Source organism: Agathobacter ruminis (assembly GCF_002735305.1).
GTDB classification, from domain to species: Bacteria; Bacillota; Clostridia; order Lachnospirales; family Lachnospiraceae; genus Roseburia; species Roseburia ruminis.
Genome location: NZ_PDYG01000016.1, coordinates 1 through 25,992 on the forward strand (window position 1 = coordinate 1; position 25,992 = coordinate 25,992).

At 40.5% G+C, this 25,992-nt stretch carries 32 protein-coding genes; 30 read left to right on the plus strand and 2 right to left on the minus strand.

Features of this window, described 5'->3' with window-relative positions:
* The first annotated feature begins 232 nt into the window (after positions 1-232).
* From CSX02_RS04555 to rsfS, 28 genes are all read left to right on the plus strand, one after another.
* Positions 233-1,111 (plus strand): YicC/YloC family endoribonuclease, encoded by an 879-nt coding sequence (locus CSX02_RS04555; protein WP_031545356.1) that lies wholly within the window; start codon positions 233-235, stop codon positions 1,109-1,111.
* Between the two features lie 25 nt (positions 1,112-1,136).
* The gene (gene gmk, locus CSX02_RS04560; protein WP_031545358.1) at positions 1,137-1,805 is read left to right on the plus strand and encodes a guanylate kinase; all 669 of its coding nucleotides are present in this window, start codon (positions 1,137-1,139) and stop codon (positions 1,803-1,805) included.
* Positions 1,802-2,044: a DNA-directed RNA polymerase subunit omega gene (gene rpoZ, locus CSX02_RS04565; RefSeq protein WP_031545360.1), complete on the plus strand. Its 243-nt coding sequence runs from the start codon at positions 1,802-1,804 to the stop codon at positions 2,042-2,044. Before gmk ends, rpoZ begins: the two co-directional genes overlap by 4 nt.
* Positions 2,045-2,098: 54 nt before the next feature.
* The gene (gene rimO / locus CSX02_RS04570; protein WP_099385812.1) at positions 2,099-3,421 is read left to right on the plus strand and encodes a 30S ribosomal protein S12 methylthiotransferase RimO; all 1,323 of its coding nucleotides are present in this window, start codon (positions 2,099-2,101) and stop codon (positions 3,419-3,421) included.
* Entirely contained in the window at positions 3,418-3,960 is a 543-nt protein-coding gene (gene pgsA, locus CSX02_RS04575) for a CDP-diacylglycerol--glycerol-3-phosphate 3-phosphatidyltransferase (protein ID WP_099385797.1), read from the plus strand. The genes rimO and pgsA overlap by 4 nt, the downstream gene beginning before the upstream one ends.
* Position 3,961: 1 nt before the next feature.
* Positions 3,962-4,519, plus strand: a complete 558-nt coding sequence (gene rsmD, locus CSX02_RS04580) for a 16S rRNA (guanine(966)-N(2))-methyltransferase RsmD (protein WP_031545367.1) — start codon at positions 3,962-3,964, stop codon at positions 4,517-4,519.
* 2 nt (positions 4,520-4,521) lie between these two features.
* A complete protein-coding gene (coaD, locus tag CSX02_RS04585; RefSeq protein ID WP_031545369.1) occupies positions 4,522-5,010 on the plus strand; it encodes a pantetheine-phosphate adenylyltransferase in 489 nt (162 codons plus the stop codon).
* Position 5,011: 1 nt separating this feature from the next.
* The gene (locus CSX02_RS04590) at positions 5,012-5,686 is read left to right on the plus strand and encodes a hypothetical protein (protein WP_051638012.1); all 675 of its coding nucleotides are present in this window, start codon (positions 5,012-5,014) and stop codon (positions 5,684-5,686) included.
* A gap of 64 nt (positions 5,687-5,750) precedes the next feature.
* Positions 5,751-7,208, plus strand: a complete 1,458-nt coding sequence (locus CSX02_RS04595) for an aminoacyl-histidine dipeptidase (RefSeq protein WP_099385798.1) — start codon at positions 5,751-5,753, stop codon at positions 7,206-7,208.
* The gene (locus CSX02_RS04600) at positions 7,195-7,908 is read left to right on the plus strand and encodes a pseudouridine synthase (protein ID WP_099385799.1); all 714 of its coding nucleotides are present in this window, start codon (positions 7,195-7,197) and stop codon (positions 7,906-7,908) included. The genes CSX02_RS04595 and CSX02_RS04600 overlap by 14 nt, the downstream gene beginning before the upstream one ends.
* The gene (locus CSX02_RS04605) at positions 7,895-8,863 is read left to right on the plus strand and encodes an RluA family pseudouridine synthase (RefSeq protein ID WP_099385800.1); all 969 of its coding nucleotides are present in this window, start codon (positions 7,895-7,897) and stop codon (positions 8,861-8,863) included. Before CSX02_RS04600 ends, CSX02_RS04605 begins: the two co-directional genes overlap by 14 nt.
* 26 nt (positions 8,864-8,889) lie before the next feature.
* The gene (locus CSX02_RS04610) at positions 8,890-9,435 is read left to right on the plus strand and encodes a Holliday junction resolvase RecU (RefSeq protein WP_099385801.1); all 546 of its coding nucleotides are present in this window, start codon (positions 8,890-8,892) and stop codon (positions 9,433-9,435) included.
* An 87-nt stretch (positions 9,436-9,522) separates the two neighbouring features.
* A complete protein-coding gene (gene hisZ, locus CSX02_RS04615; RefSeq protein WP_099385802.1) occupies positions 9,523-10,737 on the plus strand; it encodes an ATP phosphoribosyltransferase regulatory subunit in 1,215 nt (404 codons plus the stop codon).
* Entirely contained in the window at positions 10,730-11,374 is a 645-nt protein-coding gene (gene hisG / locus CSX02_RS04620; RefSeq protein WP_031545383.1) for an ATP phosphoribosyltransferase, read from the plus strand. The genes hisZ and hisG overlap by 8 nt, the downstream gene beginning before the upstream one ends.
* Positions 11,375-11,409: 35 nt before the next feature.
* A complete protein-coding gene (gene hisD, locus CSX02_RS04625) occupies positions 11,410-12,708 on the plus strand; it encodes a histidinol dehydrogenase (protein WP_099385803.1) in 1,299 nt (432 codons plus the stop codon).
* A gap of 1 nt (position 12,709) precedes the next feature.
* A complete protein-coding gene (hisB, locus tag CSX02_RS04630; protein WP_031545387.1) occupies positions 12,710-13,300 on the plus strand; it encodes an imidazoleglycerol-phosphate dehydratase HisB in 591 nt (196 codons plus the stop codon).
* Between the two features lie 4 nt (positions 13,301-13,304).
* Positions 13,305-14,585 (plus strand): bifunctional phosphoribosyl-AMP cyclohydrolase/phosphoribosyl-ATP diphosphatase HisIE, encoded by a 1,281-nt coding sequence (hisIE, locus tag CSX02_RS04635; RefSeq protein WP_099385804.1) that lies wholly within the window; start codon positions 13,305-13,307, stop codon positions 14,583-14,585.
* A gap of 21 nt (positions 14,586-14,606) precedes the next feature.
* Entirely contained in the window at positions 14,607-16,475 is a 1,869-nt protein-coding gene (locus CSX02_RS04640) for a TIGR03960 family B12-binding radical SAM protein (RefSeq protein WP_099385805.1), read from the plus strand.
* Positions 16,459-17,175 carry a TIGR03936 family radical SAM-associated protein gene (locus CSX02_RS04645; protein ID WP_099385813.1) on the plus strand — a complete coding sequence of 239 codons (717 nt, stop codon included), beginning with the start codon at positions 16,459-16,461 and terminating at the stop codon, positions 17,173-17,175. The genes CSX02_RS04640 and CSX02_RS04645 overlap by 17 nt, the downstream gene beginning before the upstream one ends.
* Complete coding sequence (locus tag CSX02_RS04650; RefSeq protein WP_099385806.1) at positions 17,172-18,350, plus strand: ribonuclease E/G; 1,179 nt, start codon at positions 17,172-17,174, stop codon at positions 18,348-18,350. The genes CSX02_RS04645 and CSX02_RS04650 overlap by 4 nt, the downstream gene beginning before the upstream one ends.
* Positions 18,351-18,464: 114 nt before the next feature.
* A complete protein-coding gene (gene rplU, locus CSX02_RS04655; protein WP_031545396.1) occupies positions 18,465-18,773 on the plus strand; it encodes a 50S ribosomal protein L21 in 309 nt (102 codons plus the stop codon).
* A gap of 11 nt (positions 18,774-18,784) precedes the next feature.
* Positions 18,785-19,117, plus strand: a complete 333-nt coding sequence (locus CSX02_RS04660; protein ID WP_031545398.1) for a ribosomal-processing cysteine protease Prp — start codon at positions 18,785-18,787, stop codon at positions 19,115-19,117.
* A 3-nt stretch (positions 19,118-19,120) separates the two neighbouring features.
* A complete protein-coding gene (gene rpmA, locus CSX02_RS04665) occupies positions 19,121-19,408 on the plus strand; it encodes a 50S ribosomal protein L27 (RefSeq protein WP_031545400.1) in 288 nt (95 codons plus the stop codon).
* Between the two features lie 61 nt (positions 19,409-19,469).
* Positions 19,470-20,753, plus strand: coding sequence for a GTPase ObgE (gene obgE, locus CSX02_RS04670; protein WP_031545402.1), 1,284 nt, complete (start codon positions 19,470-19,472; stop codon positions 20,751-20,753).
* A 12-nt stretch (positions 20,754-20,765) separates the two neighbouring features.
* The gene (gene yhbY / locus CSX02_RS04675) at positions 20,766-21,056 is read left to right on the plus strand and encodes a ribosome assembly RNA-binding protein YhbY (protein WP_031545405.1); all 291 of its coding nucleotides are present in this window, start codon (positions 20,766-20,768) and stop codon (positions 21,054-21,056) included.
* Between the two features lie 9 nt (positions 21,057-21,065).
* Positions 21,066-21,674: a nicotinate (nicotinamide) nucleotide adenylyltransferase gene (gene nadD, locus CSX02_RS04680; RefSeq protein WP_099385807.1), complete on the plus strand. Its 609-nt coding sequence runs from the start codon at positions 21,066-21,068 to the stop codon at positions 21,672-21,674.
* A gap of 3 nt (positions 21,675-21,677) precedes the next feature.
* Positions 21,678-22,271 carry a bis(5'-nucleosyl)-tetraphosphatase (symmetrical) YqeK gene (yqeK, locus tag CSX02_RS04685; protein ID WP_031545410.1) on the plus strand — a complete coding sequence of 198 codons (594 nt, stop codon included), beginning with the start codon at positions 21,678-21,680 and terminating at the stop codon, positions 22,269-22,271.
* Positions 22,253-22,594: a ribosome silencing factor gene (gene rsfS / locus CSX02_RS04690; RefSeq protein WP_031545412.1), complete on the plus strand. Its 342-nt coding sequence runs from the start codon at positions 22,253-22,255 to the stop codon at positions 22,592-22,594. Before yqeK ends, rsfS begins: the two co-directional genes overlap by 19 nt.
* Positions 22,595-22,659: 65 nt before the next feature.
* On the opposite strand, the gene lexA is transcribed toward rsfS, so the two are convergent.
* Entirely contained in the window at positions 22,660-23,274 is a 615-nt protein-coding gene (gene lexA / locus CSX02_RS04695) for a transcriptional repressor LexA (protein ID WP_099385808.1), read from the minus strand.
* Positions 23,275-23,466: 192 nt separating this feature from the next.
* Here lexA and yneA point away from each other — a divergent pair, with 192 nt between their 5' ends.
* Together yneA and CSX02_RS04705 are read left to right on the plus strand one after the other, a co-directional pair.
* Positions 23,467-23,841: a cell division suppressor protein YneA gene (yneA, locus tag CSX02_RS04700; protein WP_189281344.1), complete on the plus strand. Its 375-nt coding sequence runs from the start codon at positions 23,467-23,469 to the stop codon at positions 23,839-23,841.
* Positions 23,842-24,053: 212 nt separating this feature from the next.
* Positions 24,054-24,728: a lysophospholipid acyltransferase family protein gene (locus tag CSX02_RS04705; protein ID WP_330399446.1), complete on the plus strand. Its 675-nt coding sequence runs from the start codon at positions 24,054-24,056 to the stop codon at positions 24,726-24,728.
* Positions 24,729-24,763: 35 nt separating this feature from the next.
* Here the strand turns inward: CSX02_RS04705 and CSX02_RS04710 are convergent, their stop codons facing one another.
* Entirely contained in the window at positions 24,764-25,813 is a 1,050-nt protein-coding gene (locus tag CSX02_RS04710) for a tyrosine-type recombinase/integrase (RefSeq protein ID WP_099385811.1), read from the minus strand.
* Positions 25,814-25,992: the final 179 nt, after the last annotated feature.

Sequence of the window (25,992 nt, forward strand, 5' to 3'; positions counted from 1 at the left end):
TCAAAATGGTTCATTCATCAAAAGACACATGTGTGATGCTCGCCTTTTGCATATTGAAAATCTAAAATATTCGCAAAATTGTAAAGGGGTTACCGGGTCCATGGACTGAGGATGTTAATCATAAAACAGACTGTGAATGGTAATAATAAAATGTTTGTATATAATTTGACGAATCCATGCAAAAGCATTATAATATTTTATCTATGCGAAGAAATATTTTTAGGAGATAAAAATGGTTAAAAGCATGACAGGCTTCGGCCGTGCCGAAGTATTGGAAGGGAATACAAAATTTACGGTTGAAATCAAATCCGTAAACCATCGCTATTTGGATGTAAACATCAAAATGCCAAAGAAATTAAACTTCTTTGAGAGTGCAATCCGCAATCTTTTAAAGGAGTATATGGAGCGCGGTAAGGTTGATTTGTTCATCACTTATGAAGATTTCAACGAAGATACCGGTTCTTTAAAATTTAACAAGGCTTTGGCTGCAGAATATCTGAATTATTTAAATCAAATGGCAGAGGACTTCGATATCGAAAATGATGTGCGTGTCAGCACATTGTCCCGCTATCCTGAGGTCTTTACGCTCGAAGAGCAGGCAATCGATGAGGACCAGTTGTGGGCTGTCCTCGAAAAGGCACTTCGCCTCGCCTGTGAGAAATTTGTGGAATCACGCAAAGCCGAGGGCGAAAATTTAAAAATCGATTTGTTGCAAAAGCTGGACGAAATTTTGGCTTCTGTTTCTTTTATCGAAGAACGTTCTCCGGAAATTCTCAAAGATTATCGGACCCGTCTGGAAGAAAAAATCAAAGAAGTGCTTGCAGACCGCCAATTGGATGATGCCCGTATCGCAACAGAAGTGACCATCTATGCAGACAAGATTTGTGTGGATGAGGAGACTGTACGTCTTCGCAGTCATGTCAATTCAGCAAAAGATACACTCCAAAAAGGGGGCAGTGTCGGACGTCGCCTTGATTTTATTCTTCAGGAAATGAATCGCGAAGCCAATACCATTTTATCCAAGGCCAACAACCTTGAAATTTCTGATACAGGTATCGATTTAAAAACCAATATTGAAAAGGTCAGAGAACAGATTCAGAATCTGGAGTAATAAAAAGCAGAAAGAAGTTTAAGAAATGGAAGGATTTATTATTATTGTCAGTGGCTTTTCCGGCGCCGGAAAAGGAACACTTATGAAGAATCTTTTGGAAAAATATCCGGAAGATTACGCATTATCAATTTCTGCGACATCCCGCAAGCCTCGCGTTGGAGAAAAACACGGTGTCGAGTATTTCTTTATTGATCGTGCCAACTTTGAAGATATGATCAAGAAGAATCAGCTGCTCGAATATGCGGAATATGTCGGCAATTATTACGGAACGCCACGCAGATATGTTGAGAATCAGCTGTCTATGGGCAAGAATGTGATTCTTGAAATCGAAATGCAGGGCGCGATGAAAATCAAGCGCAATATGCCGGATACCAAAATCATTAATATCTTTGTTTCGACCGTCGATGCGGTAACCCTTTACGGACGCCTGGTCGGAAGAGGAACCGAAAGCATTGATGTAATCAAGAAGCGTATGGATCGCGCAGTGGAAGAATCCGGAATCATGGAAGAATATGATTATCTGATCATCAATGATGATTTGGAAACCGCAACAACTCAATTACATGATATCATTTTAAACGAACGCAATGGTCAGGCTGAATTAAATGAAGCTGCCCGCATTGCTTCAAATAAAGAATTTATCAACGATATGAAGATTAAGCTTTTAAGCTTTTCGAAAGGAGAATTACAATGATACATCCATCTTATGTAGAATTAATGAGAGTCGTAAATGACGATGTCGAAATCGGAGAAGAGCCTGTTGTAAACAGCCGTTATTCCATCGTACTTGCCACAGCAAAGCGCGCAAGACAGATTATTGACGGAGCAGAGCCGATGGTTGAGAATCCGAAATGTGATAAGCCATTATCCGTTGCCGTTGCCGAGTTATACGAAGGCAAAGTTAAGATTGTCGCAGAAGACGACGCAAACTAAGAAAGCAATTAAAGAGGAATGACAACTGTCATTCCTCTTTCGTGTGAGAAGAAAATGAAGATTTTATTTATATCATTGGGTTGTGACAAAAATCTTGTCGATTCCGAAAATATGCTTGGTTTATTGTCGGCTGAGGGCTATGAAATCACCGATGACGAAACCGTTGCAGACATCATCGTTGTAAACAGCTGTTGTTTTATTGGCGATGCGAAAGAAGAAAGCATTAATACCATTTTGGAAATGGCACAGTATAAGCAGACCGGTTCGTTGAAATCACTGATTGTAACCGGATGTCTGGCACAACGCTATGCTGAAGAAATAAAAACTGAAATTCCGGAAGTGGATGCCATTCTCGGAACAAATTCCTATGATGAGATTGCAAATGCCATCCGCGAGACCTTACAGGCACATCATTTTTGTTCTTTGAAACCGCTTGAAGGATTGCCAAACGATCCGACGAAGCGTTTACTGACCACAGGCGGACATTTTGCTTATTTAAAAATCGCCGAAGGATGCAACAAGAATTGTGCTTACTGCGTCATTCCATCCGTCAGAGGCCGCTATCGCAGCAAAAAGATGGAAGATATCATTGCCGAAGCAAAACAATTGGCTGACAATGGTGTGAAAGAACTGATTCTGGTTGCACAGGAGACCACACTTTACGGCATTGACCTTTATCAGAAAAAGAGCTTACCGGATTTGTTGGATGCTTTGAATGAAATTCCGGGATTGCTCTGGATTCGTATTTTATATTGTTATCCGGAAGAAATCACACAGGAATTGATTGATGCCATGAAACGCAATTCCAAGGTATGCCATTATCTGGATATGCCGATTCAGCATTGCAATGATACGATTTTGCGCGCCATGAACCGCAAAACCAACAAAGCGCAACTGGTTGAACAAATCAATCATTTGAGAGAAGAGATTCCTGATATTTGTCTGAGAACAACCTTAATCACAGGTTTCCCGGGGGAAACGGATGAAATGCATGAAGAAATGATGCAATTTGTCAATGATATGGAATTTGACCGTCTTGGCGCATTTCCTTATTCCCCGGAAGAAAATACAGCTGCGTATTCTATGCCGAATCAGGTGGAAGAAGAAACAAAATTAACCTGGCGGGATGAAATCATGGAATTGGAGCAGGAAGTAATTTTTGACAAAAACGAATCTTTTGTCAACCGCGAATTGCTATGCTTTATCGAGGGCAAAGTGGCTGACGAAAATGTCTATATCGGACGCACATATCGCGATGCACCGAATGTAGACGGATATATCTTTATTCATACTCCGGAAGTACTGATGACGGGAGATGTCGTTCGTGCCAAGGTAACCGGTGCATATGAATATGATTTAATAGGAGAATTATTATGAATTTACCAAACAAGTTGACTTTATTTCGAGTAATATTAATTCCGTTTTTTGTATTCTTTTTAATCGCGCCATTTTTTGACGGATACGGAAATTATATTGCACTTGCAATCTTTATTGTCGCAAGTCTAACTGATTTTGCGGACGGTAAAATTGCACGTAAATACCAGCTGGTTACCAATTTTGGAAAATTTGCAGATCCACTGGCTGACAAGCTTCTGGTTTGTTCTGCAATGATCTGTCTGATTGAACTGAACAAGATTCCATCCTGGGTAGTCATCATCATTATCGCCCGCGAGTTCATCATCAGTGGTTTTCGTCTGGTTGCCTCTGACAAGGGTGTGGTCATTGCTGCAAGCTATTGGGGCAAATTTAAGACTGTTTTCCAGATGTTTATGGTAATCTCTATGATTTTAAGCCTTGATTTTGAATGGTGGACCATCGTAGAAAATGTTTTGATGTATGTGGCACTTGCTTTGACAATTATTTCTTTACTGGATTACATGTACAAGAATCGTGATGTCTTAAAGGATACCAAATAATATGAGAATTATTGCGGGAAGCAGACGCAGTCTGCCGCTGAAAACCATTCCGGGTCTGAGCACCAGGCCGACCACGGACAAAACAAAAGAGACTTTATTCAATTGCATGCAGGCCGAAATCTATGGCTGTTATTTCCTGGATTTGTTTGCGGGAAGCGGTCAGATTGGCCTTGAGGCCATGAGCCGCGGTGCCGAATATGCTGTTTTTATTGAAAAAGACAAAAAGGCAGCCGCCTGTATCGAAGACAATATTCGTTTCACCAAATTTGAAAAAGAAACAAAGCTGATTAATAAAGATGTCCTCTATGCGCTTTCGGAATTGGAAGGACGTTATCGCTTTGATATTATTTTTATGGATCCTCCATACAATCACGATCTCGAAAAAGAAGTATTGATTCGTTTGAAAGATTCCTCACTTTTAAAAGAAGACGGCATGATTGTAATTGAAGCATCTCTGGATACGGATTTTTCATATTTGGATGAACTTGGATATGAAATCAGGAAACAGAAGATTTATAAAACCAATACTCATATTTTTATTGAGAGAAAGAATGTGTAATTTTGAAACGTGCAGTTTACCCGGGAAGCTTTGACCCGATTACTTTCGGACACTTGGATATCATTGAGCGATCTGCCAAAATAGTAGACGAATTAATCGTCGGTGTATTGAACAATAGTGCCAAAAATTCATTGTTTTCAATAGAGGATCGTGTTAAAATGATCAAGGGAAAGACCTCACATTTGTCAAATGTTAAAGTCGTTTCATTTGATGGATTGCTGGTCGATTTTATGGAACAAATCGATGCCACAATTATCATTCGTGGCCTCCGTGCTGTGACAGATTTTGAATATGAATTGCAGATTGCACAGGGCAATCATGTGCAGAAACCGGAGATTGAGACAATCTTTTTGACATCCAGTTTACAATATTCATATCTGAGTTCCACAATTGTAAAAGAATTCGCCTCTTACGGTGGAGATATTTCACACTTTGTGCCGGAGGATTTAATCCCATTGATTTATGCAAAATATAACATTAAGGAGAATTGATATGAGCAGTAAAATGGAACAGATTATTGACGAGATTGAAGAATACATTGACAGTTGTAAATTTACGGCTTTATCAAGCACCAAGATTGTAGTCAATAAAGAAGAAATTGAGGAATTGATTGCAGAGCTTCGTACACGCACTCCGGAAGAAATCAAACGCTATCAGAAAATGATCAGCAATAAAGAAGCGATTCTTGCGGAAGCACAGCGCAAAGCAGATGAGATTATCGCACAGGCACAGATTCAGACCAATGAACTTGTTTCCGAGCATCAGATTATGCAGCAAGCCTACGCACAGGCAAATGAAGTCGTATTGATTGCAACTAAGGAAGCACAGGATATCATTGATAAGGCAACCCAGGAAGCAAATAATATTCGCATGGGTGCCATGGCTTATACCGACAATCAGTTAAAGGGAATAGAAGATATCTTAATCAATTCAATCGATACTTCAAAGGCTCGTTATGAGAATCTGATCGGCTCATTAAAAGGATATCTTGATGTGGTCAGCAAAAACCGTGCCGAGCTTTTCCCGGAGCCTGAACCAAAGGTTGAGCCGGCAAAACCTGTTGCAAAACCGGTTGCAAAGGAAGAGTCCAAAGCGAATATCAATCCAATCGAGATTCCGGAAGTCACTGTAGGTGAAGAGGAATTAAAAGAATCAAAAGAATCATAATCAGACGGCATCAAGATTATCTATAATCCTGGTGCCGAATTTTATGTATAAAAGAGGTAAGAACATGAGTGTATTAGAAAATTTAGAACCAAAACGAGTATTCCATTATTTTGAGGAGATTGCAAATATCCCTCACGGATCACGCGACACAAAGCGAATCAGCGATTATCTGGTAAATTTCGGAAAAGAGCATCATCTCGAAACCTACCAGGATGAGATGAATAATGTCATCTTAATCAAAGAGGCGACTACAGGTTATGAAAATGTGGAGCCAATCATTATCCAGGGTCATATGGATATGGTTTGCGAAAAAGAATCCGATTCCAATATTGATTTTTCAACAGACCCGCTTTCGCTTTATATTGACGGAGATTTTGTCAAAGCCGAGAAAACCACATTGGGCGGAGACGACGGCATTGCGGTTGCCTATGCACTTGCAATTCTCGAATCCGATCAATTACGCCATCCAAGACTCGAAGTCGTCATTACCGTAGATGAAGAAATCGGTATGCTTGGCGCTTTCGGAATGGATTTATCAGTATTAAAGGGCAAAAGAATGCTGAATATCGACAGCGATGAAGAAGGACATTTTCTGACAGGGTGTGCAGGTGGAATGAGCCTGCTTGCTGACATTCCCGTAGCCCGTGAAAACCGCTCCGGTCTGAAGCTGAATGTCAAAATCACAGGACTTGACGGTGGACACTCCGGTGCGCAGATTGACAAAGAGCATGGAAATGCCAATATTCTGATGGGCAGACTGTTTGCTTGCCTGAAAGAACAACTTGTATTTTCATTGATTGATTTTGCAGGCGGCACCAAAGACAATGCAATTCCTCGTGAGAGTTTTGCAAGTCTTCTCATTGATGCAGACGATCGGGAAAATGCCGTTTCTGTGATTGAAGCATTAAAAATTGATTTAAAGAAAGAATTTGCAATTGCAGATCCAAATGTCACCATCGAATATGATTTTGCGGGTGAAAGCACAGAATCCGCTTTATCTCTTTCATCAGTGACCAAAATCATTTTTTATCTGCGCGAAGTGCCAAACGGAATGTTGCATATGAGCCAGAATATGAAAGGCCTTGTAGAGACTTCATTAAACCTTGGCATTCTTGAATTACAAGACGATCAGCTTCATATGGTTACATCAATTCGAAGCAGCGTCAGCAGCCGTAAGGAAGATTTAAAAGAGCGTGTCAGAATGCTTGTGGAAATGCTCGGCGGAGAAATTACCATTGAAGGCGATTATCCTGCATGGGAATATATCCCGGATTCACCGCTCAGAGAGAAGATTGCGGAAATCTATCAGGAGCAGTATCATGAAGAACCGATTTTTGAAGCAATCCATGCCGGACTTGAATGTGGAATTTTCTATGAGAAATTAAACGGCATCGATTGTGTATCCTTTGGTCCGAACAATTATGATATTCACACTCCGAAAGAGCGCTTATCGATTTCTTCCACGGAACGCGTATGGAAGTTATTGATTGCAATATTGGAAAGAGCCAATGAGATTAGATAAATATTTGTGCGATATGCAGATGGGGACACGGTCGGAATTAAAAAAAATCATTCGTTCCGGTCGTGTCACCGTCAATCAGGAGCATGTGAAAGATTCCGGTACAAATGTCACGGAAACGGATCTGATAGAATTCGACGGCAAACCGGTTCGATATGAAAAGAATATGACTTATCTGTTCCACAAACCGGGAGACTGTGTCACTGCCAAAAAAGATTCTATGCATAAGACGGTCATGGATTATTTCCCGCCCGAGCTTCAGATCTTAAATCCTGTCGGACGTCTCGATTTTGACACAGAGGGCCTCTTGTTTTTGACAACAGACGGAGAGTTGCTGCATCATTTGATCAGCCCGAGTCATCGTGTCGAAAAGACATATTATGCCATCCTGGATGCTGCGGTACCGCTGGAAGCAGTCAGTGCATTTGCTGGCGGAATTGATATCGGAGATGATACCCCCACTTTGCCGGCACGGCTTGAGATTGTATCCGATTCAAAGCCTTATGCTGCCAATCTGACCATTTGTGAGGGACGTTTTCACCAGGTAAAGCGCATGTTTGCGGCAATCGGGTGCAATGTAACCTATCTGAAACGTATTCGTGAAGGTGCTTTTACACTCGAGCAGCTAAAACGCGGGGAATATCGCAAATTAACGGAAGAAGAAATCGCTTTATTAAAGGCAAAATCCTATGAAAAAAATTGAAATTCAAAAGAATGATGCAGGAAGCCGCTTTGATAAATATTTAAAAAAATTATTTGTCAAAGCTTCCGGTGGCTTTATTTACAAAATGTTGCGCAAAAAGAATATCACATTAAACGGTGCAAAATCAGACGGCCGCGAAATCTTAAAAGCAGGAGATTGCGTGGAAGTATTCTTTTCCGATGAAACATTTGCAAAATTTACGCAAAGCGGTCAGGAAAAGAAAAGCAAGCTTGATTTCTATCGTCATATCCAGGTCCCAAAGCTCGATATCATTTACGAAGACAATGATCTGCTTCTGATCAACAAACCGGCCAATCTGTTATCCCAGAAAGCAAATGCGACGGATATTTCAGCCAATGAAATTCTGATTGCTTATATGGTCCAAAACAGAATGCTCGACGAAGAGACCTTTGCAACATTTCATCCATCGGTTTGTAACCGTCTCGACCAGAATACGACCGGAATTCTGACTTTCGGAAAAAGCAAATACGGTGTCCAATTGCTTTCCAAAGCTTTGAAAGAGAGAAGTGCACACAAATATTATTATGCCATTGTCAAAGGAAAGTTTGCGCAAAATGGCATTTTTGAGGGCTATCTTTACAAAGATGAGCTTCGCAATGTTGTTACGATATCAAAAGATCCGCGGGAACAGGCCGATCCAATCAAAACCGGTTTTCAATTGAAGGCTTATGATCCGTCGCAGGACCTTTCTCTGATAGAAATCGAACTGTTCACCGGTAAAACACATCAAATACGCGCTCATTTGGCCCAAATCGGCCATCCAATCATTGGAGATTATAAATACGGGGAGCGAAGCGTCAATGACGTTTATAAGCGCAAATACGGAGTACAAAGCCAGCTCTTACATGCTTACAAACTTGAACTGGCAGATGTGGGGACTTATCTTGCCCCTCTGCCGGAAACATTTTTGCAATTTTTCCCGGATATCAAATAAAGCACGAATCATTATAGGAGCTTACTATGGCAACATGGAATTCCAGAGGTTTGCGCGGTTCCGCGTTGGAAAATCAATTGAATTTAACGAATGATAAATATCTGCAAAATCATCTGGCATTGATTCAAAAGATTCCAACACCGATTACGCCAATCAATATAGATAAACAAACACATCATATTACACTGGCATATTTTGATCAGAAAAGTACCGTCGATTATATCGGATCCGTACAGGGAATCCCGGTATGTTTTGATGCAAAGGAATGCCATACGGATACCTTCCCGCTTGCCAATATACACGAACATCAGGTTCGTTTTATGCGCGAATGGGAAAGGCAGGACGGAATTGCATTTATTCTGATCTCATTTACGCATCGAAATGAATTTTATTATCTTACCATGGCCAAATTAAACGAATTCTGGGAGAGAGCACAGGAAGGCGGCCGCAAGAGTTTCAGAATCGAAGAACTCGAAGAAGAATATTTTATCAAAGCTGCCAATGAAGCATTTATTCCTTATCTCGAATATCTTCAAAAGGATTTGAATGCAAGGGTTGACAAGGATTGTTAGAATCATTATACTGTTTTAATAACTCGTTATTATACTATTGCTTTATCATATGAAAGCATAAAAATATAAAAATACGGAGATGATTTCATGAAAGAACAACGCTTGCATACACCTGATGGTGTTCGGGATATCTATAATTCCGAGTGTCAAAAAAAACTTGCTCTGCAGGACAAATTACATCAGACACTCAGTCAATACGGATATCAGGATATCCAGACTCCAACCATAGAATTTTTTAATATTTTTTCGCAGGAAATCGGTACAACGCCTTCCAAAGACCTTTATAAATTCTTTGACAAGGAAGGAAATACCCTTGTATTGCGACCGGATTTTACACCATCCATCGCGCGTTCCGCCGCAAAATATTATATGGATGACATTTTGCCGGTAAAACTTTGCTACATGGGCAATACGTTTGTGAATTCTTCTGATTATCAGTTGAAATTAAAAGAGACCACACAATGCGGTGCGGAATTGATCGGTGATTCTTCCTCATTTGCGGATGCGGAAATTCTTTCAATGGTTGTCGACTCACTTCGCGCTTGCGGACTCGAGGATTTCAAGATTACAGTTGGACATTCCCTGTTTTTGCCATCTCTTTTACAGGCGGCAAATGCCAATGAAAACATTCAGTCCGAAATAGAAGATTATCTTGCCAACAAAAATTTCTTCGGTGTAGAAGAAGTCGTTGATAAGATGCAGATGGATGCGAAGATCCGCAGCCTGTTTGCTCTGCTTGGCAATTACGATCTTTCAATCGAAGAATTGAAACAGGCGATGAAGAACGCAAAAGATTACGATAATATTTACCGAAGTCTTTCGGAATTGGATGCATTGTTCGAGCAGCTAAAGATGTATGGCATCGAAAAATATGTATCCTGTGAGCTTGGAATTGTCAGCGGACTTCACTATTATACCGGCGTTATTTTTTCGGGATATACATTTGGAACGGGAGAAGCAATTGTCAACGGCGGTCGTTATGACAAGCTACTGTCTTATTTCGGTAAAAATGCACCGGCAATCGGTTTCGCAATCAATGTTGACCAGCTGATGGCAGCTGTTTCCAGACAAAAAATTGATATTCCGATTCCTCTACAGGGATTGCTTTTGATATATTCAAAAGAAAATCGTGCAAATGCAATTCAGAAGGCCATTTCTCTTCGCAAAAACGGTCAGGTTGTTGAATTAATCCAATATCAGCCGGATATTCCGAAGGAGGAATATCAAAACTATTGCACCAGTAAGCGGATGGCGGAAATGGAATTTATGATAGATCAGAAGGGAGACGGATGCAATGAATAAAGATCGTTATTTGACTTTTGCTCTCGGAAAAGGCCGGCTCGCCAATCAGACACTCGATTTATTCGAAAAAATCGGAATCACCTGTGAAGAAATCAGGGACAAAAATACACGCAAACTGATTTTTGTAAATGAAGAACTGAAATTGCGTTTCTTCCTTGCAAAGGGACCGGATGTTCCAACTTATGTGGAATATGGCGCAGCGGATATCGGAATTGTCGGGAAAGATACCATCCTCGAGGAAGGACGAAACATCTATGAAGTGCTTGACCTGGGATTTGGTGCCTGCAGAATGTGCATCTGCGGACCTGAGGATGCGCGTGAACTGTTGCAACATCATGAGCAAATTCGTGTCGCAACCAAATATCCAAAGATTGCAAAGGATTATTTTTATAACAAAAAGCATCAAACCGTTGAAATCATCAAATTAAACGGTTCCATCGAACTTGCACCGATTGTCGGATTATCAGAAGTGATATGTGATATTGTCGAAACCGGTACCACCTTACGCGAAAACGGATTGACCGTACTCGAAGAGGTTTGTCCGCTTTCGGCACGCGTCGTAGTCAATCAGGTCAGCATGAAAATGGAAAATGAACGCATTACCGATTTGATCAGTCGATTAAAACAGGTCTTATAATGCCATTGGTTTTATTATACAAAGAGGGATAAAGCATGAGAATTTTAGAACTGAATCAGGATACCTTAACCGAGCTTTCACAAAATCTTTTAAAGCGTTCTCCGAACAGTTATGCGGAATATGAATCCGTTGTTGCAGAAATCATCGAGAATGTACGTAGTAACGGTGACGAGGCGGTTTTCGGTTATACAAAAAAATTTGACAAAGCAGATATAAACAAGGACAATATTCTTGTGACGGAAGATGAGATCAAAGAAGCATATCAGCTTGTTGATGAAAAATTATTGACCGTCATTCGAAAAGCACTTGTCAATATTCGCAAATATCATGAAAAACAATTACAGAATTCATGGTTTACCAGTGAAGACGGAATCATCCTCGGGCAAAAAGTAACACCTATGGGAATCGCCGGAGTCTATGTTCCGGGCGGCAAGGCCGTTTATCCATCCTCCGTGCTGATGAATGTCCTGCCTGCAAAAACTGCAGGTGTCAGCCGCGTCATCATGTGTACCCCGTGTGATGCAAACGGAAAAGTATATCCATCCACTTTGGTGGCTGCAAAAGAAGCAGGTGTGGATGAAATATATAAAGTCGGCGGTGCACAGGCGATTGCAGCTATGGCATTCGGCACCGAATCCATTCCAAAAGTGGACAAGATTGTCGGACCGGGAAATATTTTTGTAGCCCTTGCAAAGAAGGCTGTATTTGGTCATGTCAGCATCGATTCCATCGCTGGGCCGAGTGAAATTCTGGTATTGGCAGATGAGACAGCCAATCCAAGATTTGTGGCTGCCGATTTGCTTTCACAGGCAGAACATGACGAAATGGCTTCCGCCATTTTGATTACAACCAGTCAGGAACTGGCGCAGAAAGTGTCCGAAGAAGTTGACAAATTTGTTGCGGTATTGTCACGCAAAGAAATCATTCAAAAATCTCTGGATCAATATGGATATATTCTGGTTGCCGCTGATATGAATCTGGCAATCGAAGCTGCAAATATCATTGCATCCGAGCATATGGAAATTATTACGCGTGATCCGTTTACCGTAATGACCAAAATCAAAAACGCCGGTGCAATTTTCCTTGGTGATTATTCTTCCGAGCCTCTCGGAGATTATTTTGCAGGACCGAATCATGTCCTTCCAACCAACGGAACCGCGAAATTTTTCTCGCCACTTTCTGTGGATGATTTCATTAAAAAATCAAGTATTATCTCATATTCGAGAGAAGCTTTGGAAGCTGTATATCAGGATGTTGCCGCTTTTGCCGAATGCGAACAGTTGACGGCACATGCAAATTCCATTAAAGTGAGATTTGAAGACAAGGAGTCATAATATGTCAGAACGAATTGCAAAGTTAAAGAGAAAGACAAAAGAAACTGATATTGAAATGTCACTACAGCTTGACGGTACCGGTAAAAGCACTGTTAATACCGGAATCGGCTTTTTTAATCATATGCTCGAAGGCTTTGCGAAACATGGCTTCTTTGATCTGGAAATAAATTGCGAAGGTGATATTGCGGTTGATTGTCATCATACGGTAGAAGATTGTGGTATCGTTCTTGGCACTGGAATCAAGAATGCACTAGGTGACAAAAAAGGAATTTGCCGTTACGGCAGTTGCATTTTGCCGATGGATGAAGTACTGGTATTATGCGCCATTGATTTATCCGGCAGACCATATTTGAATTTTGAAGCAGAATTTACAACTGATCGCGTCGGATATCTGGATACGGAAATGGTTAGAGAATTCTTTTATGCGATTTCTTATACCGCAGGAATGAATCTGCATATCAAAGTCCTGAATCCGGGTAACAACCATCATATGATTGAAGCAATCTTTAAATCTTTTGCACGCGCTCTGGATGAAGCAACCTCTGTTGATCCGCGAATCCAAGATGTGTTGTCAACGAAAGGAAGTTTATAATTTTATGGAACAAAAAAATATCGTCGCGACAATCTATTTAAAGAACGGTCGTGCCGTTCGTTCTTTGGATGACCATACCGAAATTCAGAATGTGTATTCTCTCTGTCAGGTTTATAATGACAGCGGAATCGATAAGATTATCATTTTTGATTTATCGGACAGTGATGAAGAGCATGAAAAAAATGTACATACCATCAAGAATATCAATCGAAATCTGGAGATCAAAACCTGCGCAGGCGGCAATATCAACCGCCTAGACGATGTCAAAAAATTATTGTATGCAGGTTGCGTTCAGGTAATCTTAAACGGTTCCAAAGCATCGAGTTCATCATTGATTGAAGAAGCCAGTGCACGATTCGGAAAAGACCGAATTCTTGTTTCTGTCTCGAATGTGGATTATATTTTCAAAAACAAAAATCAATTGGAAAATATGATTCATGAGATGTATCTGATGAATGACGAGATGATTGATGCGGTTGAAAATATCACCAATGTGCCATATGTGGTTCGTCTGCATGAATACAATTATACGCAGATTGTGGAGCTGCTTAAGCGCGATAAAATCCGCGGTATTTCCGGACCGTTTATCAATGATACCACGCGCGATATTATGCAATTAAAATCCGCACTCGGACGCGAAAATATCAAAATGGATAATTTTGCACCGGATTTGCTCTGGGAAGATTTGAAAAAGAATTCTGAGGGACTTGTTCCGGTCATTGTGCAGGATTATAAAACCGATCAGGTATTGATGCTTGCCTATATGAACGAAGAAGCATATAATACCACCATCAACATCGGAAAAATGACCTATTGGAGCAGAAGCCGCAACGAACTCTGGACGAAGGGAATGACTTCCGGTCATCTTCAATATGTAAAGTCCTTAACAGCGGACTGTGATTATGATACAATTCTTGCAAAGGTATCCCAGGTTGGAGCCGCATGCCATACCGGCGAGCGGTCCTGCTTCCATAACAAGATTGTAAAAAAAGAATATATCGAAAAGAATCCTTTAAAGGTTTTCGAGGAAGTTTATCAAATCATTTCCGACAGAAAAGAAAACCCGCAGGAAGGATCCTATACCAATTATCTGTTTGATAAGGGAATCGATAATATTCTCAAAAAACTCGGCGAAGAGTGCACAGAGATTATTCTCGCTGCCAAAGGCTCGGAATCCGAGGAAATCAAATATGAAATTTCTGATTTCTTATATCATTGCATGGTTCTTATGGTAGAAAAAGGAATTACCTGGGAAGAAATCACTACTGAGCTTGCGCAAAGGTAGAGAAAGCAGATAGGAGATTTTATGAACAAACTTGCATTAAGCGACGAAATCCTTCTTAGCGTCGAAAAATCCGCTCGCTATATAGGAAACGAACTTAATTCTGTGGTAAAAGACAAAAATTCTGTAGACATCCGGTTTGCCATGTGCTTTCCGGATGTTTATGACATAGGAATGTCACATTTGGGAATTCAGATTCTTTATGATATGTTTAACCGCCGGGACGACATCTGGTGCGAACGCGTATACAGTCCATGGCCGGATTTACACAAAATCATGAAGGAAAAGAATATCCCTCTTTTTGGTTTGGAATCACAGGAACCAATCAAAGATTTTGATTTTATCGGTATGACTCTGCAATATGAAATGTGCTATACCAATATTTTGCAGATTCTTGACCTCGGTCAGATTCCGCTACACAGCACAGACAGAGCGGATTCCGATCCGATTATCATCGGCGGAGGCCCATGCACATATAATCCGGAACCAATTGCGGATTTCTTTGATTTCTTTTATATCGGTGAAGGCGAGACACAGTATGATGCCATTTTTGACTTGTACAAATCCATGAAAAAAGGCAATTATTCACGCAAGGAATTCCTGCATGAAGTTGCCAAAATCGAAGGAATCTATGTTCCTTCTCTGTATGAAGTCACATACAAGGAAGATAATACCATTTCGGAATTTAAGCCAATTTATGATGATATTCCTGTTTCCATCAAAAAGCAGGTGGAAGTGGATCTCGATCATGCGCCATATCCAATGAAGCCGATTGTACCTTTCGTACAGGCAGTTCAGGATCGTGTCACTCTCGAAATCCAGCGAGGTTGTATTCGCGGCTGTCGTTTCTGTCAGGCAGGAATGATTTATCGCCCAAATCGCGAAAAAGATGTCTCAGTTTTAAAAGAATATGCACATCAAATGCTTCGCTCGACAGGATATGACGAGATTTCATTAAGTTCGTTAAGTTCCTCGGATTATCATCAACTCGAAGAATTGCTGGACTTTTTAATCAACGATTGCAGCAAAGAGCGCGTCAATATTTCCTTGCCGTCTTTGCGTATTGACGCTTTTTCACTGGATATTATGAAGAAAGTCCAGGATGTCAAGAAGAGCAGCATCACATTTGCACCGGAAGCCGGTTCCCAGCGTATGCGCAATGTCATCAACAAGGGTCTTACGGTTGAAAATATCATGAACGGTGCAGGTCAGGCATTTGAAGGTGGCTGGAATAAAGTCAAATTATATTTCATGCTCGGACTCCCGGGAGAAACAGAAGATGATATGCGTGCAATTCCGGAACTTGCAAATGAGATTGCGGCATTGTATTACGATACGGTACCGAAGGAAAAACGAAATGGTGCACCGCAGATTACCATTTCCACTTCATTCTTTGTGCCAAAGCCGTTTACCCCATTCCAGTGGGCCGGAATGTTCCCGCCGGAGGATTATCTGGACCGTGCGCACCTGGTCAATGATCATTTGAAGACACAGTTGAACCATAAGCGAATTCGCTATAATTGGCATGAAGCATATATTACGGTACTTGAAGGATTGCTCGCACGCGGAGATCGCCGCGTTGCCAAAACAATCGAATATGTATATAATCATGGCGGAATCTTTGATGCATGGTCTGAATATTTCAATTTTGAATTATGGCAGGAAGCATTTGAGGCAACCAATGTTTCTTTGGAATTCTATGCTTATCGTACCAGACCGGAAGATGAGATACTGCCTTGGGACTTCATCGATATTGGAGTCACCAAGTCTTTTATGCTTCGCGAAAAGCATAATGCGGAAGCCGAAATGGTAACGCCAAACTGCCGTATGCGCTGTAGTGCATGCGGAGCCAAAAATTATGGCGGAGGTGTATGTTTTGAAAATCAGAATTAAATTTCAAAAATCAGGCGTTATGAAATTCGTCGGTCATTTGGATATGATGCGTTATTTTCAAAGAGCCATTCGTCGCGCAGAAATCGATATCTGTTATTCGGAAGGCTTTTCTCCGCATCAGAAAATGTCTTTTGCATCACCGCTTGGTGTCGGAATCACCAGTGATGGAGAATATCTTGATATTGATGTCAATTCAACCAAAAGCACGGCAGAATCACTTGCAGCCTTAAATAAAACGATGGTAGAAGGCATTCGGATTGTCGGCTATCGCCAATTGCCGGAACATGCCAAAACATCCATGGCAATTATTGCTGCCGGAAGATATACCATGACATATAAAGAAGGATATGACAGTCCTTATACTTATGAAGAATGGAAGCAGGTCTTAAAGGAACAATTCTTTGATCAGGATCAGTTTGTCATCCTAAAAAAGACCAAAAAATCAGAGCGGGAAGTGGATTTAAAACCGCTTGTATTTGATTTTGATGTCACAGAGGATGATAACATTGGTTTTTCTTTATGTGTTTCCACCGGAAGCACTGACAATTTGAAACCGGAGCTTGTCATTTCTTCCATTTACGAAAAGCTTGGACTGACATTTGATCCGCTTGCATTTCAAATTCATCGCGTCGATCTGTATACGAAAACAGGAGACGGACAATTTCTCTCACTGGGTGAGATGGGAGAGGAGATTGTATGAAAAACGCTTATGCGATTACCAATCAGACAATCTCTCAAAAAGAATATGTGGTATGCATGAAACTGGACGAAGATCGTAATCCTGTCGGTGTTCACATTTGTGATGTCAAGAAAGCAATTTTGAATCATATCTATGTCGGCAGAGTTGAACGCATCGCGCCTGCCATCAAAGCCGCTTTTGTACGTTTCGGACAGAATCAAATATGCTTTTTGCCTTTGTCCGAGGCCAAAAGTCCGTTTTATGTTCATAAAAATTCCAAAAAAGAAGAGCTTTGTGCCGGCGATGAAATCCTGATTCAGATTACGCGCGAGGCGCTAAAAGAAAAAGAGCCTGCAGCAAGCTGTCATTTGTCTCTTCATGGAAAATATATGGTATTAACCACAAAAAATAAATCTTTTTCCATTTCTTCCCGCATTCAGGGTGCGCGAAGAATGGAACTGGAAAATCTTTTAAAGCAGACGGTGGAAGAGAAGCCTTACGGAATTGTCATCAGGACATTGGCCGCATCCGTCAGCGATGATGACATTGCACAGGATTATCAGATGCTGCATGAGCAGTTTGAATCAATCATGTCCAAATATGCACATCGTGCGCTTTATGATACGGTTTGGGCGGAAGCGCCTGATTATATTAATTTTCTGAAAAATCAATTTGAATTCGGATCCGACAATATCGTCACGGATTCCCCGGAAATTTTAAATCAGCTCAAAGAGCATGCGCCGGTTCTTGCAAAAGAATCACAATTATATACAGACCAATGCGTTTCCCTTTCCGTACTGTATCATATACGCGGTCATCTGGACGATTTGTTATCCAACAAAATCTGGCTGAAATCCGGCAGCAATATTATTATTGAACAGCTGGAGACACTGACCTTTATTGACGTCAATACAGCCAAATCCAATATCAAGAAATCCAGTCCGTATTCAGTCAATCTTGAAGCGATGAAAGCTGCACTTCGACAAATTGCACTGCGCAATATTTCAGGAATGATTTTGATTGATTTTATCAATATGACGGAGGCGGAGAACGCGGATTTAATTGAATTATTAAAGCAGGAGACAAGGAAATATCCAAATCCGTGCCGATTTATTGACATTACCAAATTGGGGCTTGTGGAGCTGACCCGCAAAAAAATTTCAAGATCTGTCAAAGATATTATAAATAACAGTTGACGCACAGTTCCCAATATGTTAATATACTTGAGTATGCCGCACAACGAGGTAGAAGTCTGTCCAATTTTAGACAGCACCGTAGTTGGCGAGTAATGATAAATAGGAGGTGCCAATATGTACGCAATTATTGCAACAGGTGGTAAACAGTACAAAGTTTCAGAAGGCGATATCATTACCATTGAAAAGCTTGGAGTCGAAGCTGACGAGAAAGTTACTTTTGATCAGGTTTTAGCAGTGTCAGGTGATGAATTAAAGGTAGGCGAGCCTACAGTTGCCGGTGCTACTGTTGAAGCTACTGTCATCAAAGAAGGCAGAGCAAAGAAGGTAATCGTATACAAGTACAAGAGAAAATCCGGTTACCACAAAAAGAACGGCCACAGACAGGCGTTCACCCAGGTTAAGATTGACAAGATCAACGCTTAATTCAAATTGTTATGATAACTGTAACGATTTATCAAAGATGTAATAATCAGCATAAAGAAATCATTGGATATGAAATGAAAGGCCATGCCGGTTATGCAGAAAGTGGATTTGATATCTATTGTTCCGCTGTATCCGTTCTGGCAATCACAACAGCCAATTCTTTAGAGCAAATTGCACATGTTTCTATAAAAGAAAAGGAATCGGACGGATATCTGAAAATTCAGATTACGGATGAACCGAATGAAGCATCGCAGATATTATTACAATCTATGATTTTGGGACTTAAAGGAATTTTGAATGACAACGGAAAGAAATTTCTAAAAGTAAATTTCGAGGAGGTGTAAGACATGTTAAATATGAACCTTCAGCTTTTCGCTCATAAGAAGGGAGTAGGATCTACCAAGAACGGTCGTGATTCCGAATCCAAGAGACTTGGAGCAAAGAGAGCAGACGGACAGTTCGTTAAGGCTGGAAATATTCTTTACAGACAGCGTGGAAAGAAGATTCGCCCGGGTGTGAATGTAGGCATCGGCGGAGACGATACATTATTTGCTAAGGTAGATGGCGTATTAAGATTCGAACGCGTAGGTAGAGACAAGAAGCAAGCTTCTGTATACCCAGTAGCAAACGACTAATATTGTTATTAAGCCCCGACTGCGTCTGCAGACGGGGTTTTTTATTCAAAGAGGAATGATTATGTTCGCAGATCGCGCAAAAATTATTATCAAATCAGGGAAAGGCGGAGACGGTCATGTGTCCTTCCGTCGTGAAAAATATGTTCCGGACGGTGGTCCGGATGGCGGAGATGGCGGTACCGGTGGAGATGTAATCTTCGAAGTAGATCCGGGACTGAATACCTTAACTGATTACAGACATCGCAGAAAATTTGCAGCAGAACCCGGTCAGGAGGGCGGCAAAAAGAATTGCCATGGCAAAAACGGAGCCGATTTGATCTTAAAAGTTCCGGAAGGAACCGTCATCAAAGATGCAGAATCCGGTAAAGTTATTGCCGATATGTCAGGCGACAACAAGCGTCAGATTGTCCTTCGCGGAGGCCGTGGCGGAAAAGGCAATCAGCATTATGCCACACCGACCATGCAGGCACCGAAATATGCGCAGCCGGGACAGGATGCAATTGAAATAGAAGTACAGTTGGAATTAAAAGTAATTGCAGATGTAGGCCTGGTTGGTTTCCCAAATGTCGGAAAATCAACACTGTTATCCCGTGTCACAAATGCGCAGCCGAAAATTGCCAATTATCATTTTACCACTCTGCAGCCGAACCTTGGCGTGGTAGATATGGATGAGGGCTTTGGCTTTGTCATTGCAGACATCCCGGGATTGATTGAAGGAGCTTCAGAAGGTGTGGGACTCGGTCACGAATTCCTGCGTCATATTGAACGCACAAAAGTCATGATTCATGTTGTGGATGCAGCCGGCACCGAAGGCCGCGATCCAATCAAAGACATTCGTGATATTATGAATGAATTAAAGGCCTACAATCCGGAATTATTGAAAAAGCCACAGGTAATTGCCGCAAACAAAATCGATGCGATTTATGAGGGTGAAAATGAGATTATCTCATCCCTTCGCAAAGAATTTGAGCCGGACGGCATTGAAGTATATCCGATTTCGGCAGTCAGCGGAAAAGGATTACGTGAACTGTTATACAAGGTAAAAGAATTATTGGAGAAATGTCCAAAAGAGACCTTTGTATATGAACCGCAATTCGACCCGTCCGTTCGTTTCTTTGCAAATGAACCGTATACCATCGAGCGGGCAGACGATGGCGCTTATGTGGTAGAGGGACCGAAAATCGACAAGATGCTTGGTTATACCAATATTGATTCCGAAAAAGGCTTCCTGTTCTTCCAGAAGTTCTTAAAAGAGCAGGGAATCTTAAAAGAATTGGAAGACATGGGAATCCAGGACGGTGATACCGTTCGTATGTATGGCAACGAATTTGATTACTACAAATAAAGGAATAAAATTATGACAAGCAAACAAAGAGCATATTTGAGTTCTCTTGCAAATGGATTAAATCCGATTTTTCAAATCGGAAAAGCTTCTCTGACTCCGGAGATCATCGAAGCAATTGATGATGCGCTGGAAAAGCGTGAATTGATCAAAGTATCCGTATTAAAGAACTGTATTGACGATCCAAGAGAGATTGCAACCGTAATCGGAGAGCGCACACACAGCGAAGTCGTAAAAGTCATCGGCAAAAAGATGATTTTTTATCGCAAAGCAAAGAAAAACAGCAAGATTGAGCTTCCAAACTAAATTTTATTTATGAGAAAGATTGCGATATACGGTGGATCATTCGATCCGATTCACAAAGGACATCTTCATATGGCACAGGCCGCAATACGTCAATTTGAGCTGGATGAATTGATTATGATGCCATCCTATTATTCCCCAAATAAGGCTGATGTGCGCCTGTGCGACGCAAACGACCGGATTCAAATGTGCCGCATTGCCACGGAATCCATTCCACAGATTCGCGTCAGTGATTTTGAGACCGGACAGCATGAGGTAAGTTATACTTATCGGACCATGCAGGCATTTCGGAATCGTTATCCGGATGATAAAAGATATTTTATCATGGGCGGAGACTCTCTGGATTATTTTGACAAATGGCGCCATCCGGAAATCATTGCAGAATGCGCACATATCCTGGTACTCGAGCGAGAACATTTTGATGTGGCGCATCTGAATGCCAAAATCGATGCGATTAAGGCATTGTTTCCTTCAACGATATCAGTCATCAAAGACAGTGCTTATACAGCTTCTTCAAGCGATATCAAAAAGCAGCTTGAGGATAATCCCGAGCAGTGTCCCAAAACGCTTCCAAAAGCCGTATATCAATATATTTGCAGCAATCATTTATATGGATTATAAAAGATGGACTTAAAAGACATTCAAAAGAAACTCAAAAAAGAACTGGACAAAAACAGATACGAACATACAATTGGTGTGATGTACACTGCAGCAAATCTTGCGATGGCATATGAATATGATATTCAAAAAGCTATGACGGCCGGATTGTTGCATGACTGTGCCAAATGTTTATCCAACGAAAAACAGATTGCTCTTTGTGAGCAAAATGATGTAGAAATCAGCAATATCGAACGCAACAATCCATTTTTGCTTCATCAAAAAACCGGAGCAATTCTTGCCGAGAAAGATTATGAGATTCGCGATCCGGAAATTTTGCATGCAATTTCTGTTCATACGACAGGATGTGCAAATATGAACCTGCTGGATAAAATCATTTTTGTTGCCGATTATATTGAGCCGGGAAGAGATAAGGCAAGTCATCTGCAGGAATTGAGATGTGAAGCTTTTCATGATATCAATGCATGTATTGCGGATATTCTCTATGATACATTGCATTATCTGAATCACAAAAACAGTGCAATCGATCCGACAACACAATTAGTATATGAATCTTACCGTCAATACGAAAAGGAGAGACCATGGAAACATTTGAATTAGTAAAGAATATTAAAGCTGCCCTGGATGATAAGAAGGCAGAAGATATCACAGTCCTCGATATCAGCGAGATTTCAAGCATTGCCGATTACTTTATCATTGCAAACGGCAATAACCCGAATCAGCTGACCGCTATGCAGGATGCTTGCGATGAAGCAATGTATCGTGCCGGAGTTCACGCGAAGCATATCGAGGGAAATGCGAATTCCACATGGGTATTGATGGACTACAATGATATCATTATTCATTTATTTTCAAAAGAAGATCGACAATTTTATAATCTTGAGCGCATCTGGAAAGATGCAACCGTAGTTGATTTTGAGTAAAAAGAACCGGAGAGCAGAATTGATATCCAATTCAGCCTCCGGTTTTTATTATGATTTATTCAAATTTAAAAGAAACGGAAAACGCCAAAAACCTTACCAAGGATTTTGCAATCCGGAACAATAATCGGATCCATACTGTCATTTTCCGGCTGAAGTCGAATATGACCGTCTTCTTTATAAAATGTTTTGACAGTAGCAGAATCATCAATCAAAGCAACAACCATATCTCCATTGTTGGCATGATCCTGTTGCTTTACCAAAATCGTATCCCCGTCAAATATTCCCGCATTGATCATGCTTTCCCCTTTTACTTTCAGCATAAAAGTCTGCACATTCGGCATATATTCGGCCGGAATCGGGAAATAATTCTCGATATTGTCTACAGCAAGCAAAGGCTGTCCTGCAGCAACACAGCCGACAAGCGGAACATTGACAACTTCACGGCGTGTCAAATTAAAATTATCATCTATAATCTCAATGGCACGCGGTTTGGTCGGGTCTCTTCGAATGTAGCCGTTCTTTTCCAGTTTCTCCAGATGTGCATGGACAGACGAAGTGGAGCTCAATTTAACTGCCTCGCAGATGTCACGAACTGTTGGCGGATAACCTTTATTTAATATTTCAGTCTTCATAAATTCGAGAATTTCTTTTTGCTTCTCGGAAATTTTGCCATAAGACATATTCATTCCTCCAAAAAATAACATTTTCTATCTATAAAAATGATATCATATGTCATTTTGAAAAGCAAACGTATATTCGCGAAAATTTGTTCGATTTTTGTGTTGACAAACAGTTGTTCGAATGCTATATTGTTATTGCAAACAAATGTTCGTCGAACATATATTTTGTTTTATGAAAACGGAGGGTTACAGATGAGAGCGTATAATACCAGGATTTCAGCAAAAGCAAATGAATCATTGAACAGAAGAGAAGCAATCGTTTCAACACAAAAGCGTATGATTTTTGTGGTTGTGATCCTGTGTATTTCGTTGCTGATATTGGGAAGCTCAACCTATGTTGCTTTTGCAAAATCCGACAATCAGCGCGAACCTGTGAAACAATATATCAGCATTCAGATACAAAGCGGCGAAACACTTTGGAGCATCGCATCCGAATATGTCAAAGATACCAATGTTTCTAAAGAAGAATATATCGCAGAAGTGACATCTGTAAACAATTTAAAAGATTCTCAAATTCATAGCGGACAGTATATCATCATTCCGGAATATGTTTTTTACGAACAATAATTATGCTCCATTCAATTTTCAATCATATATTTCATTCGGCTGCAATGCAGCCAAAGCTCCGTCTACGCGGAGCTTTTTTCAGTCACAAAACAATCCATTGAAAAAGGGGGGATGTTATATTATAATAGTCGACGGAGTGTAAACAATTCATGATTAATTTTTTATATGTTATTATTCTAAATTTTTATAAAGCGCCTTTCGTTATTACAGAAATGCGAAAAAGAGCGCATCATCCGGAGAAATATACGGTAGAACAAAGATATTCTCTTGTTCACAAAGTAATCTATTGGATGAACAAAACAGGAAAATTCAAGACAATCGCTTATGGACAGGAAAATCTGCCAAAAGAGGGCGGATATATTATGTATCCGAACCATCAGGGAAAATATGATGTCTTAAGCATCATTTTCACCCACGCGCGTCCATGTTCTTTTGTTATGGACAAATTCAAATCACATACCGTTTTGGTACGCGAATTCATCGATCTTGTTCAGGGAAAGCGACTGGAAAAGAACAATCCCAGACAGGGATTACAGATCATTAATGAAGTTGCCGACGAGGTTGCAAAAGGAAAGCCGTATATTCTGTTTCCGGAAGGCGGATACCAGTTTAACAACCGCAATCGTATGGGTGAATTTAAGGCCGGAAGTTTTAAGATTGCTTTAAAGTCAAAAGCACCGATCGTTCCTGTTGTTTTATATGATTCCTACAAAGTTTTTAATTCATTTCACGTAGGTCCGACCACAACATATGTATATTATTTGGAACCGATTTATTATGAAGAATATAAAAATATGAGAACGGCCGAGATAGCCGCTCTCGTAAAAGGACGTATTCAGGATAAAATCGATTGGTTCAACAGTCAGAAAGCTGAATCAAAATCATAATAATCAAATTATCGATTTATGATTCGTGATTGTATTTAGTCTTTTCGTAAATGAACATATTTTGCAGCCATGCGGCGTCGATCATCTTCGATTGCCGCATAATGTTTTCTGGTGGTATTGACATCTTTATGTCCCAGAACATCTGCCACAAGATAAATATCGCCGGTTTCACGGTATAGAGAAGTACCATAGGTACTTCTTAATTTATGTGGTGTGATATTTTTGAGATTTGTCACCAGTTTAGAATACTTCTTTACAAGATTCTCGACAGCTCTTACACTGATGCGCTTATTTTGAAGAGAGAGGAAGAGTGCATTTGTTGATCCCGGTTCCGCATTGATTCCCCGTCTTTCAATCAGATAATTTTCCAATGCTTCCGCCACTTCATCTCCAAAGTACAAAACAACTTCAGCGCCACCTTTACGATGTACTTTCACACCATAATTCTTAAAATCCAAATCGTCAAGATCAATTCCCACACATTCCGAAACACGCATTCCGGTCCCCAGCAGAAGCGTCAGAAGGGCCAAATCACGCGTTTTGGTGCGTTCATGGTACATTTGCTGCCTTTCGGTCAATTGTTCACCGGATTCGACCATATCAAGAAGTTCAGCTACTTCATCCGGATCCAGACGGACAATGTTTTTTTCATGAATCTTTGGCATATCCACTTTAACCGCAGGATTGGTCTGAATTAGTTCGTTTTTAAAGAAATAATTATAAAATGTACGGAGGGAGGCAAGCTTGCGCTTTAATCCGCGTTCCTCATTTGTATGTGCTGCTCCGTCTTTTTCATATACTTTTAAGTGAAACAGATACTCCTCGATATCCAAAGGGGTAATTTGATCGAGAACGGAGAGTGGAATATCACGTATTTCCATCTTTTTACAGATTGGATTGTTGTTATGCAAATAATCAAAAAAACAGCTCAGGTCATAAGCATATGCAATTCTTGTTCTAGAAGAGGTATTTGGCTCAATTCCTATAAAAAATTGCATGCAATATGATGGCAATTCGCGAATTAATTTGCGTAATTTCAGTTCATTATTTGTATTTACATTTTCAAAATAAGCTTTTTCTTTCATAATCTTAAAATTCAACCTTTTGTATTACTGTTATATATATTATACTATATTTTGAGTTGACATGAAATTAAAAATTCAAAGTGAGGCACAACATGAAATTTATCATTCAAAGAGTTACCCATGCATCCTGCAAAGTCGAAGGCAAAATCGTAGGCGAAATCGCTGGAAACGGCTTTTGC

Bases quoted from the DNA above. Each gene is read 5' to 3' on its own strand.
- CSX02_RS04555 (WP_031545356.1), top strand. From the start codon at position 233: ATGGTTAAAAGCATGACAGGCTTCGGCCGTGCCGAAGTATTGGAAGGG.
- gmk (WP_031545358.1), top strand. From the start codon at position 1,137: ATGGAAGGATTTATTATTATTGTCAGTGGCTTTTCCGGCGCCGGAAAA.
- rpoZ (WP_031545360.1), top strand. From the start codon at position 1,802: ATGATACATCCATCTTATGTAGAATTAATGAGAGTCGTAAATGACGAT.
- rimO (WP_099385812.1), top strand. From the start codon at position 2,099: ATGAAGATTTTATTTATATCATTGGGTTGTGACAAAAATCTTGTCGAT.
- pgsA (WP_099385797.1), top strand. From the start codon at position 3,418: ATGAATTTACCAAACAAGTTGACTTTATTTCGAGTAATATTAATTCCG.
- rsmD (WP_031545367.1), top strand. From the start codon at position 3,962: ATGAGAATTATTGCGGGAAGCAGACGCAGTCTGCCGCTGAAAACCATT.
- CSX02_RS04590 (WP_051638012.1), top strand. From the start codon at position 5,012: ATGAGCAGTAAAATGGAACAGATTATTGACGAGATTGAAGAATACATT.
- CSX02_RS04595 (WP_099385798.1), top strand. From the start codon at position 5,751: ATGAGTGTATTAGAAAATTTAGAACCAAAACGAGTATTCCATTATTTT.
- CSX02_RS04600 (WP_099385799.1), top strand. From the start codon at position 7,195: ATGAGATTAGATAAATATTTGTGCGATATGCAGATGGGGACACGGTCG.
- CSX02_RS04605 (WP_099385800.1), top strand. From the start codon at position 7,895: ATGAAAAAAATTGAAATTCAAAAGAATGATGCAGGAAGCCGCTTTGAT.
- CSX02_RS04610 (WP_099385801.1), top strand. From the start codon at position 8,890: ATGGCAACATGGAATTCCAGAGGTTTGCGCGGTTCCGCGTTGGAAAAT.
- hisZ (WP_099385802.1), top strand. From the start codon at position 9,523: ATGAAAGAACAACGCTTGCATACACCTGATGGTGTTCGGGATATCTAT.
- hisG (WP_031545383.1), top strand. From the start codon at position 10,730: ATGAATAAAGATCGTTATTTGACTTTTGCTCTCGGAAAAGGCCGGCTC.
- hisD (WP_099385803.1), top strand. From the start codon at position 11,410: ATGAGAATTTTAGAACTGAATCAGGATACCTTAACCGAGCTTTCACAA.
- hisB (WP_031545387.1), top strand. From the start codon at position 12,710: ATGTCAGAACGAATTGCAAAGTTAAAGAGAAAGACAAAAGAAACTGAT.
- hisIE (WP_099385804.1), top strand. From the start codon at position 13,305: ATGGAACAAAAAAATATCGTCGCGACAATCTATTTAAAGAACGGTCGT.
- CSX02_RS04640 (WP_099385805.1), top strand. From the start codon at position 14,607: ATGAACAAACTTGCATTAAGCGACGAAATCCTTCTTAGCGTCGAAAAA.
- CSX02_RS04650 (WP_099385806.1), top strand. From the start codon at position 17,172: ATGAAAAACGCTTATGCGATTACCAATCAGACAATCTCTCAAAAAGAA.
- rplU (WP_031545396.1), top strand. From the start codon at position 18,465: ATGTACGCAATTATTGCAACAGGTGGTAAACAGTACAAAGTTTCAGAA.
- CSX02_RS04660 (WP_031545398.1), top strand. From the start codon at position 18,785: ATGATAACTGTAACGATTTATCAAAGATGTAATAATCAGCATAAAGAA.
- rpmA (WP_031545400.1), top strand. From the start codon at position 19,121: ATGTTAAATATGAACCTTCAGCTTTTCGCTCATAAGAAGGGAGTAGGA.
- obgE (WP_031545402.1), top strand. From the start codon at position 19,470: ATGTTCGCAGATCGCGCAAAAATTATTATCAAATCAGGGAAAGGCGGA.
- yhbY (WP_031545405.1), top strand. From the start codon at position 20,766: ATGACAAGCAAACAAAGAGCATATTTGAGTTCTCTTGCAAATGGATTA.
- nadD (WP_099385807.1), top strand. From the start codon at position 21,066: ATGAGAAAGATTGCGATATACGGTGGATCATTCGATCCGATTCACAAA.
- yqeK (WP_031545410.1), top strand. From the start codon at position 21,678: ATGGACTTAAAAGACATTCAAAAGAAACTCAAAAAAGAACTGGACAAA.
- rsfS (WP_031545412.1), top strand. From the start codon at position 22,253: ATGGAAACATTTGAATTAGTAAAGAATATTAAAGCTGCCCTGGATGAT.
- lexA (WP_099385808.1), bottom strand. From the start codon at position 23,274: ATGTCTTATGGCAAAATTTCCGAGAAGCAAAAAGAAATTCTCGAATTT.
- yneA (WP_189281344.1), top strand. From the start codon at position 23,467: ATGAGAGCGTATAATACCAGGATTTCAGCAAAAGCAAATGAATCATTG.
- CSX02_RS04705 (WP_330399446.1), top strand. From the start codon at position 24,054: ATGCGAAAAAGAGCGCATCATCCGGAGAAATATACGGTAGAACAAAGA.
- CSX02_RS04710 (WP_099385811.1), bottom strand. From the start codon at position 25,813: ATGAAAGAAAAAGCTTATTTTGAAAATGTAAATACAAATAATGAACTG.